Raw genomic sequence first — 13,722 nt, forward strand, 5'->3', positions numbered from 1 at the left:
ACGTGCCGGCCGCGGGCGCGCCGTCGCGCGCGCACGCCCCTGTCGGCGGAGGGTCACCGTCACACCGGAAGACGACCACCATGCAGCCCATCACGCTCTCCCAGATCCGCTCCTCCTTCATCAACGCCAGCCGCTCCGAGGCGAGCCGGCTCACCCCGCCTCCGGGGTTCGACCAGCTCGACTGGGACGCCCTCGACGTCCTGGGTTGGCGCGACCCGAAGATGCCGTTGCGCGGCTACCTGGCGCTGCGCACCACGGAGAGGCGCCTCGTCACCGTCCTCCTGCGGGCCCCCGCCGGCGGCGCACGGAAGAACCGTGCCGTCCTGTGCGAGCTGTGCCGCTCGGTGGAGGCGACGAACGACGTCCTGCTGTGGGTCGCCCGCCGCGCCGGAGCGTCCGGGCGGAACGGCAACACGGTCGGCACCCTCATCTGCGCCGACTTCACCTGCAGCACCAACGTGCGCGTGGCCCCGCCCGAGGGGGCCCTGCATCCGGATCCGCGGGTCGTCGTCGCCCGCCAGATCGAGGGGCTGATCGCCCGGGCCGACCAGTTCGCCCGGCGCGTGCAGGAGCGCTGAGGCCGACGGGGGCGGGGTGGTGTGTTCGCTAGACTCGAAGGATGCTCTCCACCCCGTCCACCGCGCCCGTCGGCACGCTCGTTCCCGGCACCCCCACCCCCGTTCGCACCGTGCCCGCGTCCATCCCGCGGCCGGAGTACGTGGGCCGGACGGGACCGGAGCGGGTCACCGCCTCGGACGTGAAGACCCCCGAGGTCGTCGAGCGGATCCGCGCGGCCGGGCGCATCGCCTCGCAGGCGATCGACGCGGTCGCGGAGGCCATCGCCCCCGGGGTGACGACGGACGAGCTGGACCGGATCGGCCACGAGTTCATGGTCGCCCACGGCGCCTACCCGTCGACCCTGCACTACCAGGGCTTCCCCAAGTCGATCTGCACCTCGATCAACGAGGTGATCTGCCACGGCATCCCCGACAGCACCGTGCTGAACGACGGCGACATCGTCAACATCGACATCACCGCCTACAAGGACGGCGTGCACGGGGACCTGAACCGGACGTTCCTCGTGGGCGACGTCGACGAGGAGTCGCGCCTGCTCGTCGAACGCACCGAGGAGTGCCTGCGCCGGGCCATCAACGTCGTCAAGCCCGGTCGCCAGATCAACGTCATCGGCCGGGCCATCGAGTCGTACGCCCGCCGCTTCGGCTACGGGGTGGTCCGCGACTTCACCGGCCACGGCGTCGGCGAGGCATTCCACAGCGGCCTCATCATCCCGCACTACGACGCGGCCCCCTCCTACGACCAGGTGATGGAACCGGGCCTGACCTTCACCATCGAGCCGATGCTCACCCTGGGCACCATCGCCTGGGACATGTGGGCCGACGACTGGACCGTGGTGACCAAGGACCACCGCCGCACCGCCCAGTTCGAGCACACCCTCGTCGTCACCGAGACGGGCGCGGACATCCTCACCCTCTCCTGACCGGGACGCCCGCCGTCGGCCCGTCCGCGCCCACGGATCGCCTCCGCGCCCCTGAGCAGGCATGATAGGGACAGCACGCCGGCCGGTGGCCGGCACCACGGCCGCACCCGATCCGATGGAGCATCACGTGTCGCATGACGACGACGCCGAGAAGGCGATCAAGCAGGCCCGCAAGCGGGCGGAGAAGACCGAGAAGGACGCGGCCCGCGCGGCCGCCGCACCGAGCCACCACCGGTTCCGCGGTCCGGTCATCGGTGTCGACATCGGCGGCACCGGGATCAAGGGCGGCATCGTCGACCTGGCCAAGGGCACGCTGATCGGCGAGCGCTTCCGCATCCCGACGCCGAGCCCGTCCACTCCCGAGGCCGTCGCGGACGTCGTCACCGAGGTCGTGGCCGAGCTGACCGGCCGGCCCGAGGGCCCGGAGCCCGAGGCGCCCGTCGGCATCACGTTCCCCGCCATCATCAAGAACGGCGTGGCCCGGTCCGCGGCGAACGTCGACCACAGCTGGATCGGCACCGACGTGGACAAGCTGATGACGGAGAAGCTCAAGCGTCCCGTCGAGGTGCTCAACGACGCGGACGGCGCGGGCCTGGCCGAGGCGCAGTACGGGGCCGGCAAGGGCCAGCTCGGCGTCGTGCTCGTCATCACGCTGGGCACCGGCATCGGCTCGGCCTACATCATGGACGGCAAACTCGTCCCCAACGCCGAACTCGGGCACCTGGAGATCGACGGGTACGACGCCGAGAGCCGCGCCTCCGCGACGGCGCGCGAGCGCGACGGGCTGAGCTGGGAGGAGTACGTGCCGCGTCTGCAACGCTACTTCTCGCACGTGGAGTTCCTCTTCTCCCCCGAGCTGTTCATCGTCGGCGGCGGCATCTCCAAGCGCAGCGAGGACTTCCTGCCGAAGCTGGACCTGCAGACCCGGATCGTGCCCGCCACGCTGAAGAACAACGCCGGCATCGTCGGCGCCGCGCTGCACGCTGCCCTGCGGTTCGACTGGACGAAGAAGAAGGCGAAGGGCTGACCATCGGCCTCCCTTCCGCCTGACGAGGACGGCCCCCGGCGCATCGCCGGGGGCCGTCCTCGTCTCCGGCGGTCACGCCAGGTGGAGTCCGGTGGTGGCCGTCGGCTTCCCCTCCGCGGCCACCACCGGCGTGTGGTGAGGGCTAGAACAATCCGCCCTGGTCGGCGGTGCCCGCCGACGCGCGCCGCTTCCGCGGCTTCTTCGCCGGCGACGCCGGCTCCTCCCGTTCGGGCAGCACGCTCGCGAGCGCCTCGTCGAAGTGCGTCTGCCCGGCGGCGACGTCCGCCTCGTGCCGCAGCAGGGAGATGGCCTGCTCGAAATCCTCCAGGCTCTCGAAGCTCTGGTAGACGCTGGCGAACCGCAGGTAGGCGATGACGTCGAGCCGTTGCAGGGGCCGGAGGATGGCGAGGCCGACGTCGTGCGCGTCGATCTCCGCGGCGCCCGCGGCACGGATCGACTCCTCGACCTCCTGGGCGAGCATCGCCAGGTCGTCCTCGGTGACGGGCCGGCCCTGACAGGCCTTACGGACGCCCGAGATCACCTTGTTCCGGCTGAACGGCTCGGCCACGCCCGATCGCTTCAGCACGGTCAGGCTTGTGGTCTCCATGGTCGAGAACCGCTTGCCGCAGTTCGAGCAGAGCCGACGGCGCCGGATCGAGGCGCCGTCGTCCACGATGCGGGAGTCGACGACGCGGGAATCGGCGGACCGGCAGAACGGACAGTTCACTGCGCACCTCCCGGCCGACTCGGTCATCGGTCTTGATCATCTGTCTCGGAACGCCGGTGTCCACCGGCTGACATCGTCGCCAGCATATCCCACATGTAGTGGCATACCCAAGGGTCACCCCTACATGTTGTGTCCGCAGGCGCGCCGCTTCGCGGCAGCTCAGGCGAAGCGGATGTCGACGGCGTCGCCGTGCGCCGGCAGGTCCTCGGCGTCGGACAGGGCCCGCACCTCGGCCGCGACGGCGGCCAGTCCGTCCCGGTCGTAGTCGATGTACTGGACCGCCTTGAGGAAGGTGGTCGTGTTCAGCGCCGACGAGTAGGTGGCGGTGCCCGCGGTGGGCAGCACGTGGTTGGAGCCGGCGCAGTAGTCCCCCAGGCTCACCGGGCTGAAGGGGCCCACGAACACCGCCCCGGCGTTGCGGATGCGGGCGGCGACGGCGGCGGCGTCCCGGGTGTGGATCTCCAGGTGCTCGGCGGCGTACGCGTCGCACACGGCGACGCCGTGGTCCAGGTCCCGTACCAGCAGAGCGCCGGACTGCGGTCCGGCCAGCGCCGTGGCGACCCGCTCGGCGTGCCGGGTGGCGGGGACCAGGTCCGCCAGCGCGGAGCGGACGGCGTCGATCAGTTCCGGGGCGTCGGTGATCAGCACGGAGGCCGCGTTGGGGTCGTGCTCCGCCTGGCTGATCAGGTCGGCCGCGACGAAACGCGGATCCGCGGTGTCGTCGGCGAGGATCGCGATCTCCGTGGTGCCCGCCTCCGAGTCGATCCCGACCCGGCCGCGCACCAGCCGCTTGGCGGTGGCGACGAAGACGTTGCCCGGGCCGGTGACGACGTCGACCGCCGGCAGCGGGGGTGCGGTGGTGCCGTCGGCACGTTCGGCACCGGGCAGGCCCCAGGCGAACGCGGCCACCGCCTGGGCCCCGCCCATGGCGTACACCTCGCGGATGCCGAGCAGGGCGGCCGCGGCAAGGATGGTCGGGTGCGGCCGGCCGCCCTGGGCCTTCTGCGGCGGCGAGGCCAGGGCGATGGACGCGACGCCGGCCGCCTGCGCGGGCACGACGTTCATCACCAGCGACGACGGGTACACGGCCAGGCCGCCGGGGACGTACAGGCCCACCCGGGAGACGGGCAGCCAGCGATTCGCCACGCGGGCACCGTCGGCCATGGTCACCGCGGTGTCGGCCGGGCGGGTGGCCTCGGCGAACCGGCGGACCCGGTCGATCGCCGTCTCGAGGGCGTGCAGCACCCGCGGGTCCAGCTGCGCGAGCGCCTCGTCGAGGTGCTCCTCGGGCACCCGCGGGTGCTCCAGCCGCACGCCGTCGAACTGCTCGGTGACATCCAGCACCGTGGGCAGCGGGGCCGCGTGGAACCGCTCGAACAGGGCGGTGACGGTGGCGGTGGCGTCCTGGGCGACGGCCGCCGCGCGCGGCATGATCGCCCGCAGGTCCGCGCCGGTGGCCCGCGACTCCCGCAGGTCCTGGACCCTGAAGTCGACGGCGTGGACGCCACCTCCGACGGGGGTCGAGGCGGCGGGGTCGGCGGTGGTGCTCGCGGAATCGTTCACCCCACCATGGTAGGGGCCGGGCGTCGGGCGACCGTCCCGACCGGGACGGTCGCCCGACGGTGACCAGACCGGTTCACGGGGGGTCGTAATCGGGTTCCGGGGCCGGTCAGGCGGCGTATCGTGAAGAAGCCGGGCCCGCTCCGGCGCAGCGACACACCCTCCCCGCACCCGACCCCGAGGTTGACCGATGACCACCTCCGGAACCAGCACGACCGGTGCCGACTCCCTCGCGCCGACGGCCGGCGGATCCGACTCCGCCGAGCGCGACGCGCAGCTGCAGACCCTGTTCAAGGAGGGCTTCCGGCGGCACGCCGCCGGCGTCGCCATCATCACCGCGATGCGGGACGGCGTGCCCTACGGTTTCACCGCCACGTCCGTCGCGTCCCTGTCGGCGGAGCCCCCGCGCCTGACCTTCAACATGGCGCTCACCTCGTCCTCATGGCCGGCGGTCGAGGCCGCCACCCACCTGGGCGTCCATTTCCTCGGCGTCGCCAACCAGCGGCTGGCGGACCGGTTCGCCCGGACCCGGGACCGGTTCGACGAGCACAACTGGGATCTCGGTCCCCTCGGCGTACCGATCCTGCACGACGTCCGCGGCTGGCTCGTCGGGCTGATCGAGGCCCGGATGCCGTTCGACAACAACGCCGTCGTGGTCGCCCGGATCGTCGACGGCGGAGCCCCCACCGGCGATGATCCGACCGACCCGCTGCTCTACCACTCGGGTCGCTACTACCTCGCCGGCGACCTCGAGTACGAGATCTGACGCGGCGACTCAGCCGACCCGGCGGTGGGGCGTCACCGCACCCCGGCGAACGCCGGGGGCTGCGGCACGCTGGCCCCCATCGGCACCGACTCGAAGCAGCCGGCCCCGAGCAGCACCTTCAGGTCGCCGAACAACGCGCCGTCGGGGTTGACCCGTAGCCGCACCGGCAACCGCAGCACCTCGACGGAGGACCGGCCGACCAGGTTCAGCCGCACCTCCGAGTTGCCCGGGTGGTTGCGCAGCACCTCGGCCATCTCGGTCAGCAGCAGCTCCGTCGCCCGGTGGGACGCGAGCGTGATCTCCACCGGGCCGTTGGCCCCGCCGGAGAGATCCGGGACGGACAGCTCCTGCGCGCTGATGGTCACACTGCCGTCGTCCCGCCGCTGCAGCCGGCCCTTGACGACGACGATGAGGTCCTCGGCCAGCACGTTCGCGATCGGTGCGTACGCCTTGCCGAAGAACATCACCTCCATCGAGCCGGACATGTCCTCGATCTCGGCCCGCGCGTATGCGTTGCCGGAGGTCTTGGCGATCCGCCGGGACAGGGAGGTGATCATGCCCGCGATGGTGACGTTCGCCCCGTCGGGTCGAGCCTCGTCCGCCAGCAGGGCCTCCACCGAGGTGTCCGCGTGCTCGCTGAGAACCGTGTCCAGCCCGGCGAGCGGGTGGTCCGAGACATAGAGGCCGAGCATCTCTCGCTCGAACGCCAGCTTGTCCTTCTTCTCCCACTCGGGCAGGTCCGGGATGGCCACGGCGAAACCGGGTTCCGGGTCGTCGCCGCCCAGGGACGAGAAGAGGTCGAACTGGTTGGCGTCCTCCTTGCGCTTCTGGTCGATGACGAGATCCACGGCCTCCTCGTGCACCATGGCGAGGGCGCGCCGGGCCTCGCCGATGCCGTCGAACGCGCCGGCCTTGATCATCGACTCGATGGTGCGCTTGTTGCACACCGAGGCCGGGACCTTGGCGAGGAAGTCGTTGAACGAGGTGAACGCGCCCTTCTCGGTGCGGGCGGCGACCATCGCCTCGACCACCTGGGTGCCGACGTTGCGCACCGCGGCCATGCCGAAGCGGATGTCGGTGCCGACCGGGGTGAAGGTGGCCAGGGACTCGTTGACGTCCGGGGGGAGAACGGTGATGCCCATCCGCCGGCACTCGTTGAGGTAGAGGGCGAGCTTGTCCTTGTCGTCGCCCACGCTGGTGAGCAGCGCGGCCATGTACTCGGCCGGGTAGTGCGCCTTGAGGTACGCGGTCCAGTAGGCGACGAGGCCGTACGCGGCCGAGTGCGCCTTGTTGAACGCGTAGTCGGAGAACGGCAGCAGGATGTCCCAGAGGGTCTTGACCGCGGCCTCGGAGTACCCGTTGTCGAGCATGCCCTGGTGGAAGCCGGCGTACTGCTTGTCCAGCTCCGACTTCTTCTTCTTGCCCATCGCCCGGCGCAGGATGTCGGCACGACCGAGCGAGTAGCCGGCCACCTTCTGGGCGATGGCCATGACCTGCTCCTGGTACACGATCAGGCCGTAGGTCGTGTCCAGGATGTCGGCGAGCGGTTCGGCCAGCTCCGGGTGGATGGGGGTGATGTCCTGGACCCCGGTCTTGCGCAGCGCGTAGTTGGTGTGCGAGTTGGCGCCCATCGGCCCGGGGCGGTAGAGGGCGATGACGGCGGAGATGTCCTCGAAGTTGTCGGGGCGCATCAGCTTGAGCAGGGCGCGCATCGGACCACCGTCGAGCTGGAACACCCCGAGGGTGTCGCCGCGGGCGAGCAGGTCGTAGGCCGCCGCGTCGTCGACGCCGAGCCGCTCCAGGTCGATGTCGACGTCCCGGTTCAGCTTCGCGTTCGCGAGGGCGTCGGAGATGATCGTCAGGTTCCGCAGCCCGAGGAAGTCCATCTTGATCAGCCCGAGACCCTCGCACGTGGGGTAGTCGAACTGGGTGATGACCTGCCCGTCCTGGGCGCGCCGCATGATCGGGACGACGTCGATGATGGGGTCCGACGACATGATGACGCCGGCCGCGTGCACGCCCCACTGGCGCTTCAGTCCCTCCAGGCCCAGCGCCGTGTCGAACACCTGCTGCGCGGCGGCGTCGTTGGCCAGCAGCTCCCGGAACTCGCCCGCCTCGCCGTAGCGCTTGGCCTGCGGGTCGTGGATGTCGGCGAGGGGGATGTCCTTGGCCATCACCGCGGGCGGGAGCGCCTTGGAGAGCTGCTCCCCCATGCTGAAGGGGTGGCCGAGGACGCGGGCGGAGTCCTTGAGCGCCTGCTTCGTCTTGATCGTGCCGTAGGTGACGATCATGGCCACCCGGTCGTCGCCGTACTTCTCGGTGACGTAGCGGATCACCTCGGAGCGACGACGGTCGTCGAAGTCGACGTCGAAGTCGGGCATCGACACACGCTCGGGGTTGAGGAACCGCTCGAAGATCAGGCCGTGCCGCAGGGGATCCAGGTCGGTGATGCGCAGGGCGTACGCGACCATGGAGCCGGCACCCGAGCCACGGCCCGGGCCGACCCGGATGCCGTTGTTCTTCGCCCAGTTGATGAAGTCGGCGACGACGAGGAAGTAGCCGGGGAACCCCATCTGGGTGATGACGCCGAGCTCGTAGTCGGCCTGCTTCCGCACCGCGTCCGGGATGCCGTCCGGGAACCGGTAGGCGAGCCCGCTGTCGACCTCCTTGACCAGCCAGGACGTCTCGTCCTCGCCGTCCGGGCAGGGGAACTTCGGCATGTAGTTCGCGTCCGTGTTGAAGGACACGTCGCACCGCTCGGCGATGAGCAGCGTGTTGTCGCACGCCTCCGGCAGCTCCGCGAACAGGGACCGCATCTCGGCGGCGCTCTTGAGGTAGAACCCGGTGCCGCTGAACGCGAACCGGCTGCCGCCGTTGTCGTAGGTGGGCTCGAGCAGGGTGGACCCGGACTGCAGGGCGAGCAGCGCCTCGTGCGCCTTCGCGTCCTCCTCGTGGGTGTAATGCAGGTCGTTGGTGGCGACCAGCGGCAGGTCTAGGTCCTTGGCCAGGCGCAGCAGGTCCTTGACCGTGCGGCGCTCGAACTCGAGGCCGTGGTCCATCACCTCGCAGTAGTAGTTCTCCGCGCCGAAGATGTCCCGGTAGTCGGACGCGGCCTGCCGGGCGGCGTCGTACTGGCCCAGCCGCAGCTTCGTCAGCACCTCGCCCGACGGGCAGCCCGTGGTGGCGATCAGGCCGGGGCTGTAGGTCTCCAGCAGCTCCCGGTCCAGGCGCGGGTACTTGCCGTAGGCGGCGTCCAGCGACGCGATCGAGGACGCGCGGAACAGGTTGCGCATGCCCTGGTTGTTGTAGCTGAGCAGGGTCATGTGGGTGTAGGTGCCGGACGCGGAGACGTCGTCCTTCTTCTGGCTCTCGTCACCCCAGCGCACGCGGGTGCGGTCCGAGCGGGCGGTGCCGGGGGTGACGTACGCCTCGACGCCGATGATCGGCTTGATGCCGGCGTCGGTGGCCTTCTTCCAGAAGTCGAAGGCCCCGAAGAGATACCCGTGGTCGGTGGTCGCGATCGCCGGCATCTGCTGGCGGTTGGCCTCGGCGAACAGGTCGTCGAGCCGGGCGGCGCCATCGAGCATCGAGTACTCGGTGTGATTGTGGAGATGGACGAACGACGGGGAGGAACCGGATGCCACCGATCCAGTCTAGTGGCCCCCACCGACCGGTCCGTTGCGGCACGCGCGTGCCGTCCGCCTCACCCGCGTCCCTGCGCCAGCTCGTCAATAGATGTTCGATCAGGCCCCGGATCGGGGATCGGGTGAACATCTATTGACGAGCTGCGGTGGGGGGATCAGTCCAGGAGGGCGATGGGCGGCAGGTTGGGGTGGGCGGCGACGGCGGTGGTGAGCACCTGGACGAACTGCCGGTAGTCGGCCTCCATCGTCTCGTCGGTGGCGGTCGCGCCGAGCCGGTAGACGACGCGGTGCTCGTCCAGCGGGGTGAGGACCAGCCGGCGACGTCGGGGACGGCCCCGGTCGGCGGGGGTGACGGCGACGGCCCGCAGATCCGTGAAGGAGTAGTAGGTCTCCCCCATCCAGATGCCGCGGCTGTCCACCGTCACCCGCGCGGGGGTGCTGCGCAGGTCGAAGAGCCGGGTGGCGAGAACGATGAGCGTGATGGCGGTGACGAACATGCCGGTGCCGAGCGCCATGATGAGCAGGGAGCTGTGGCCCGGACCGGCCAGCTCCTCGCCCAGGACGAGGGCGAGGGTGATGAAGCCGGCGAGCACGGCGGCGCACACCAGGACCGCCGTCGCGTACTGGCGGCGGACCCGGCGGCGATTGAGCCCGAAGCTCACCGAGGCCACGGCGGCTCCTCGCGCGGATCGCCCGGCCCGGGGAGGGCCGACTCAGAAGTGGTCACGGAGCGCGTCCAGGGCATACTGCAGGTCGGGGGCGTAGGCGCTCTCGACGCTGACCGGCTCGCCGGTGGCCGGGTCGTCGAAGCCGAGGCGGCGGGCGTGCAGCCACTGCCGGGTCAGGCCGAGCTCGGCCGCCAGCCGCGGGTCCGCGCCGTAGGTCAGGTCCCCGACGCACGGGTGCCGCAGTGCGGAGACGTGCACGCGGATCTGGTGGGTCCGCCCGGTCTCCAGGTGCACCTCGAGCAGGGTGGCGCGGCCGAACGCCTCGAGCGTCTCGTAGTGGGTGACGGAAGGACGGCCGTCGGAGATCACCGCGAACTTCCAGTCGTGGCCGGGGTGGCGCCCGATGGGCGCGTCGATGGTGCCGGCCATGGGGTCGGGCAGCCCCTGGACGAGGGCGTGGTAGACCTTCTCCACCGTGCGTTCCTTGAACGCCCGTTTGAGCTGCGTGTACGCCCGCTCGGTCTTGGCGACGACCATGACCCCGGACGTGCCCACGTCCAGCCGGTGCACGATGCCCGCCCGTTCGGGCGCGCCGGAGGTGGAGATGCGGTAGCCGGCGGCGGCCAGTCCCCCGACCACGGTGGGGCCCACCCAGCCGGGTGAGGGGTGCGCGGCGACGCCGGGCGGCTTGTCCACCACGACGTAGTCCTCCGTGTCGGCGAGGATGCCCATGTCGTCGATCGCTTCGGGCCGGATCCGCGCCGGATCCTCCCGGTCGGGGACCGTCACCTCGATGGTCTGGCCGCCGGTGAGCCGGTCGGACTTCGCCAGCGGGTGACCGCCGCGACGGATGTGACCACCGGCGAACAGCCCGGCGGCCGCGGACCGGGAGATGCCCAGCAGGGCCGAGACGACGGCGTCGGCCCGCTCCGCCTGCACGTCGGCGGGAACCCGCACCGGGGTGGGCGTCAGGTCCGCGGTGCTCATCGCGGGTCGGCCCGCTCGTCGTCCGTGGTGGCCGATCCGCCGTCGGTGGCGGCCTCCCCCGTGGCCCGGCCGGCGGCCGTCCCGCGCTGGCCGGAGATCCCGATGCCGATCAGGGTGAGCACGCACAGCGTGATGACACCGCCGACGATCGCCGAGTCGGCGAGGTTGAAGATGGCGAAGTTCGGCAGGGCGATGAAGTCGATGACGTGGCCCGTGCCGAAGCCGGGGTCGCGGAACAGCCGATCCGTGAGGTTGCCGAGGGTGCCGCCGAGCAACAGGCCCAGCGCGATCGCCCACCACCAGGACCGCACCTTTCGTACCAGCACGATCAGGATGAGCAGCGCGACGGCCACCATGACAAGGGTGAACACCCCGGTGTACCCCTCCCCGAGGGAGAACGCGGCTCCGGAGTTGCGGATGAAGCGCCAGTGCAGCAGCGGCGGCAGGACGGGGGTGACCTGGCCCTCGGTCATGGTGCCGAGGACCCACAGCTTGGTGCCCTGGTCGAGCACCCACGCGACGGCCGCGCACCCGAGCAGCAGCAGGACGTATCGCCTGCGCCGGGCCGGAGCGCCGTCGCTCGCTCCGGTGGCGGACGACGCCGGTTCGCCCGGGGTGGGAGCGCCCGGGGCCCCCGCGACCGGGGTCGCGGCGGTGGGTGCGGCAGCGGTGGGGCGGGCGTCGTCGCCGTCGATCATGATGGTGCTGTTTCCTCGCCGGGTGGGGGTCGGGACTGCCGACGTGCCGACGGCGCGGCCGGCATCGAGCGGCGGTGCCGCCCCACGCCGGCCGCGCCGGGTGTGCATCGGCCGGATCGGCGGCGGGACGGGCGTCGCGTCGCCGACCACGGACGGTGTCGGTGTCAGACGGTGTCGGAGGGCTGCTCGATCGAGCCGGTGGTCTCGAGGTCGCGCAGCTGCGACTCGATGTACTCCTTGAGCCGCGAACGGTAGTCGCGCTCGAATCCACGCAGCTGCTCGACCTGGTTCTCCAGCGCGGACTTCTGCTCGGCGAGCTCGTTGAGCGTGCGGCTGCGCTTCTCCTCGGCGTCGGAGATCATGGCGTCGGCCCGGCTCTGGGCCTCGGCGATGATGCTGTCGCGCTGCTCGATGCCGGAGTTGACGTACTCGTCGTGGATGCGCTGCGCCATGGCGAGCAGGCCCGCCGCGTTGTCGGCGGCCGGCGTCGTGCCGGTCGACGCGCTCGCGGTGACGGGAGCCGCGGACGTCGCCGGGACGGCGGTGTCGGCGTCCGTGACGTCGGTGCCGGTGACGTCGGCGTCCGACGCGTCGGTGCCGGTGACGTCGGTGTCCGTGACGTCGGTGCCGCTCGGCGTGGACGCGATGGCGCTGCTCTGGTCGCCCTCGACCGCGTGGTCGGTGCCGGCGTCGGCCTGCGTGTCGGTGGCCTGCGTGTCGGCGTCGGCCTGCGTGTCGGTGGGCTGGCCGTCCGGGACGTCCGATGCCGACGCGTCGGTACCCGTCGTGGTCTCGACGGGGGTGCTCGCGGTGGCGGCGTCGCTGGCCGTCGCGGGGCGGATGCCCGCGCCGCCCTGGCCGGTGCCCGTCTCGTAGGTGGCGAGGCGCTGACGCAGCTCGTCGTTCTCCTGGTTCAGGCGGCGCAGCTCGACGACGACCTCGTCGAGGAAGTCGTCGACCTCGTCCTGGTCGTAGCCCTCGCGGAACTTGGTCGGCTGGAAACGCTTGTTGACGACGTCTTCGGGCGTCAGAGCCATCAGATCACCTCACTTGTCGATGTACGGATCTCGCGTCGGCCGGTTCCGGGCCCGCGTGCGAAGGACGCGGGCGGGCACGCAGCGACGCGGCGGCCATCTCCCCACTGTACGCGAGGGACCGCGGGTGGACGGCCATCGCCGGGCGGTTCCGGCGCTCGCTCGTCAGGCGAACGAGTGGGCCAGACCGGAGGCGATGCTCATCAGGATGCCCGTGACGAACAGCAGGATGAGGAAGCCGATGTCCAGGGACACCGCTCCCAGGCGCAGCGGCGGGATCGTGCGGCGCAACCACGACACGGGCGGATCGGTCACGGTGTAGATCGCCGAGGCGAGCACGAGGGACGCCCCCTGGGGACGCCAACCACGGGCGAACATCTGCACCCAGTCGTAGACCAGGCGGATCAGCAGGCTGAGCAGGAACAACAGGAGGAGGACGTAGATCACTCCGAAGACGAGACTCACCTCAGGCGCACATCCCTCATCGCTGGCATATCGGTCGCGAGGATTCTACCGGCTCCACCGAGGCGGGGCCGGAGAGCGGCCCGGTGGTCAGCTCTGGTTGAAGAAGCCCGCGGTCGTGTCCGCCGGCTTCTTCTCCTCGCCCAGCACCTGGACGGTCGAGGGGGTGAGCAGGAACACCTTGCTGGTGACGCGCTCGATGCTGCCGTGCAGGCCGAACACCAGGCCGGCGGAGAAGTCGACGAGCCGCTTCGCGTCGGACTCCCCCATGTCGGTGACGTTCATGATGACGGGGATGCCGTCGCGGAAGCTCTCGCCGATGATCTTGGCGTCGTTGTAGGAGCGCGGGTGGACCGTGGTGATCTGGTGCAACTCGGTGCTCTCCTCACGCGACGACGTGGCCCGCTTGATCGGCGTGACCGGCGCGCGGTAGTCGTCGCTGCCGGGAACGGGGCGGGAGGACTCCCGTCGCGTCTCGCGCTCGGGCTCCGCGTAGGCGGGCTCCTGACGCTGCGCCGGGGCAGGAGCGTCGTAGTCCTCATCGCCGTCGGCAAGCCCGAGGTAGACCATTGCCTTCCGCATCGTCCCGGCCATCAACATCTCCCTTGTGCGTCGTGCGCGTCGATCCGTGCCCCCACCCGATGGCACCGT

The 13,722-nt window shown here is 71.0% G+C and carries 13 protein-coding genes; 4 read left to right on the top strand and 9 right to left on the bottom strand.

The annotated features are described in order from the left end of the window. Nucleotides 1–80 precede the first annotated feature (80 nt). The 3 genes from IEX22_RS10910 (at nucleotide 81) to ppgK (ending at nucleotide 2,525) form a co-directional block, all read left to right on the top strand. Nucleotides 81–578: an FBP domain-containing protein gene (locus tag IEX22_RS10910; protein ID WP_188668441.1), complete on the top strand. Its 498-nt coding sequence runs from the start codon at nucleotides 81–83 to the stop codon at nucleotides 576–578. A 41-nt stretch (nucleotides 579–619) separates the two neighbouring features. Continuing rightward, nucleotides 620–1,498 carry a type I methionyl aminopeptidase gene (map, locus tag IEX22_RS10915; RefSeq protein ID WP_188668442.1) on the top strand — a complete coding sequence of 293 codons (879 nt, stop codon included), beginning with the start codon at nucleotides 620–622 and terminating at the stop codon, nucleotides 1,496–1,498. A 250-nt stretch (nucleotides 1,499–1,748) separates the two neighbouring features. Further along, nucleotides 1,749–2,525, top strand: coding sequence for a polyphosphate--glucose phosphotransferase (ppgK, locus tag IEX22_RS10920; protein ID WP_229659962.1), 777 nt, complete (start codon nucleotides 1,749–1,751; stop codon nucleotides 2,523–2,525). 142 nt (nucleotides 2,526–2,667) lie between these two features. On the opposite strand, the gene nrdR is transcribed toward ppgK, so the two are convergent. Next, nucleotides 2,668–3,252, bottom strand: coding sequence for a transcriptional regulator NrdR (nrdR, locus tag IEX22_RS10925; protein ID WP_188668443.1), 585 nt, complete (start codon nucleotides 3,250–3,252; stop codon nucleotides 2,668–2,670). A gap of 159 nt (nucleotides 3,253–3,411) precedes the next feature. Continuing rightward, nucleotides 3,412–4,815 (bottom strand): histidinol dehydrogenase, encoded by a 1,404-nt coding sequence (hisD, locus tag IEX22_RS10930; RefSeq protein ID WP_188668493.1) that lies wholly within the window; start codon nucleotides 4,813–4,815, stop codon nucleotides 3,412–3,414. A gap of 187 nt (nucleotides 4,816–5,002) precedes the next feature. On the opposite strand from hisD, the gene IEX22_RS10935 reads away from it, so the two are divergent. Further along, nucleotides 5,003–5,578 carry a flavin reductase family protein gene (locus IEX22_RS10935; protein WP_188668444.1) on the top strand — a complete coding sequence of 192 codons (576 nt, stop codon included), beginning with the start codon at nucleotides 5,003–5,005 and terminating at the stop codon, nucleotides 5,576–5,578. Between the two features lie 32 nt (nucleotides 5,579–5,610). On the opposite strand, the gene dnaE is transcribed toward IEX22_RS10935, so the two are convergent. The 7 genes from dnaE to IEX22_RS10970 all read right to left on the bottom strand — a co-directional run bounded on the left by dnaE (nucleotide 5,611) and on the right by IEX22_RS10970 (nucleotide 13,665). After that, nucleotides 5,611–9,222, bottom strand: a complete 3,612-nt coding sequence (gene dnaE, locus IEX22_RS10940; protein ID WP_188668445.1) for a DNA polymerase III subunit alpha — start codon at nucleotides 9,220–9,222, stop codon at nucleotides 5,611–5,613. Between the two features lie 155 nt (nucleotides 9,223–9,377). After that, on the bottom strand, nucleotides 9,378–9,893 hold the full coding sequence (locus IEX22_RS10945; protein WP_188668446.1) for a hypothetical protein: 516 nt from the start codon (nucleotides 9,891–9,893) through the stop codon (nucleotides 9,378–9,380). Between the two features lie 42 nt (nucleotides 9,894–9,935). Beyond that, the gene (locus IEX22_RS10950) at nucleotides 9,936–10,877 is read right to left on the bottom strand and encodes an RluA family pseudouridine synthase (RefSeq protein WP_188668447.1); all 942 of its coding nucleotides are present in this window, start codon (nucleotides 10,875–10,877) and stop codon (nucleotides 9,936–9,938) included. After that, nucleotides 10,874–11,575 carry a signal peptidase II gene (gene lspA / locus IEX22_RS10955; protein ID WP_188668487.1) on the bottom strand — a complete coding sequence of 234 codons (702 nt, stop codon included), beginning with the start codon at nucleotides 11,573–11,575 and terminating at the stop codon, nucleotides 10,874–10,876. The genes IEX22_RS10950 and lspA overlap by 4 nt, the downstream gene beginning before the upstream one ends. 164 nt (nucleotides 11,576–11,739) lie before the next feature. Next, the gene (locus IEX22_RS10960; protein ID WP_188668448.1) at nucleotides 11,740–12,612 is read right to left on the bottom strand and encodes a DivIVA domain-containing protein; all 873 of its coding nucleotides are present in this window, start codon (nucleotides 12,610–12,612) and stop codon (nucleotides 11,740–11,742) included. A gap of 162 nt (nucleotides 12,613–12,774) precedes the next feature. Then, a complete protein-coding gene (locus IEX22_RS10965; RefSeq protein WP_188668449.1) occupies nucleotides 12,775–13,074 on the bottom strand; it encodes a YggT family protein in 300 nt (99 codons plus the stop codon). A gap of 87 nt (nucleotides 13,075–13,161) precedes the next feature. Next, on the bottom strand, nucleotides 13,162–13,665 hold the full coding sequence (locus tag IEX22_RS10970; RefSeq protein ID WP_188668450.1) for a cell division protein SepF: 504 nt from the start codon (nucleotides 13,663–13,665) through the stop codon (nucleotides 13,162–13,164). Nucleotides 13,666–13,722 lie beyond the last annotated feature (57 nt).

This window comes from Tersicoccus solisilvae (assembly GCF_014643255.1).
Classification (GTDB): domain Bacteria; phylum Actinomycetota; class Actinomycetes; order Actinomycetales; family Micrococcaceae; genus Tersicoccus; species Tersicoccus solisilvae.

Coding starts and splice junctions, on each gene's coding strand:
- IEX22_RS10960 (WP_188668448.1), bottom strand. CDS start 12,612: ATGGCTCTGACGCCCGAAGACGTCGTCAACAAGCGTTTCCAGCCGACC.
- IEX22_RS10910 (WP_188668441.1), top strand. CDS start 81: ATGCAGCCCATCACGCTCTCCCAGATCCGCTCCTCCTTCATCAACGCC.
- lspA (WP_188668487.1), bottom strand. CDS start 11,575: ATGATCGACGGCGACGACGCCCGCCCCACCGCTGCCGCACCCACCGCC.
- IEX22_RS10950 (WP_188668447.1), bottom strand. CDS start 10,877: ATGAGCACCGCGGACCTGACGCCCACCCCGGTGCGGGTTCCCGCCGAC.
- map (WP_188668442.1), top strand. CDS start 620: ATGCTCTCCACCCCGTCCACCGCGCCCGTCGGCACGCTCGTTCCCGGC.
- IEX22_RS10970 (WP_188668450.1), bottom strand. CDS start 13,665: ATGGCCGGGACGATGCGGAAGGCAATGGTCTACCTCGGGCTTGCCGAC.
- IEX22_RS10935 (WP_188668444.1), top strand. CDS start 5,003: ATGACCACCTCCGGAACCAGCACGACCGGTGCCGACTCCCTCGCGCCG.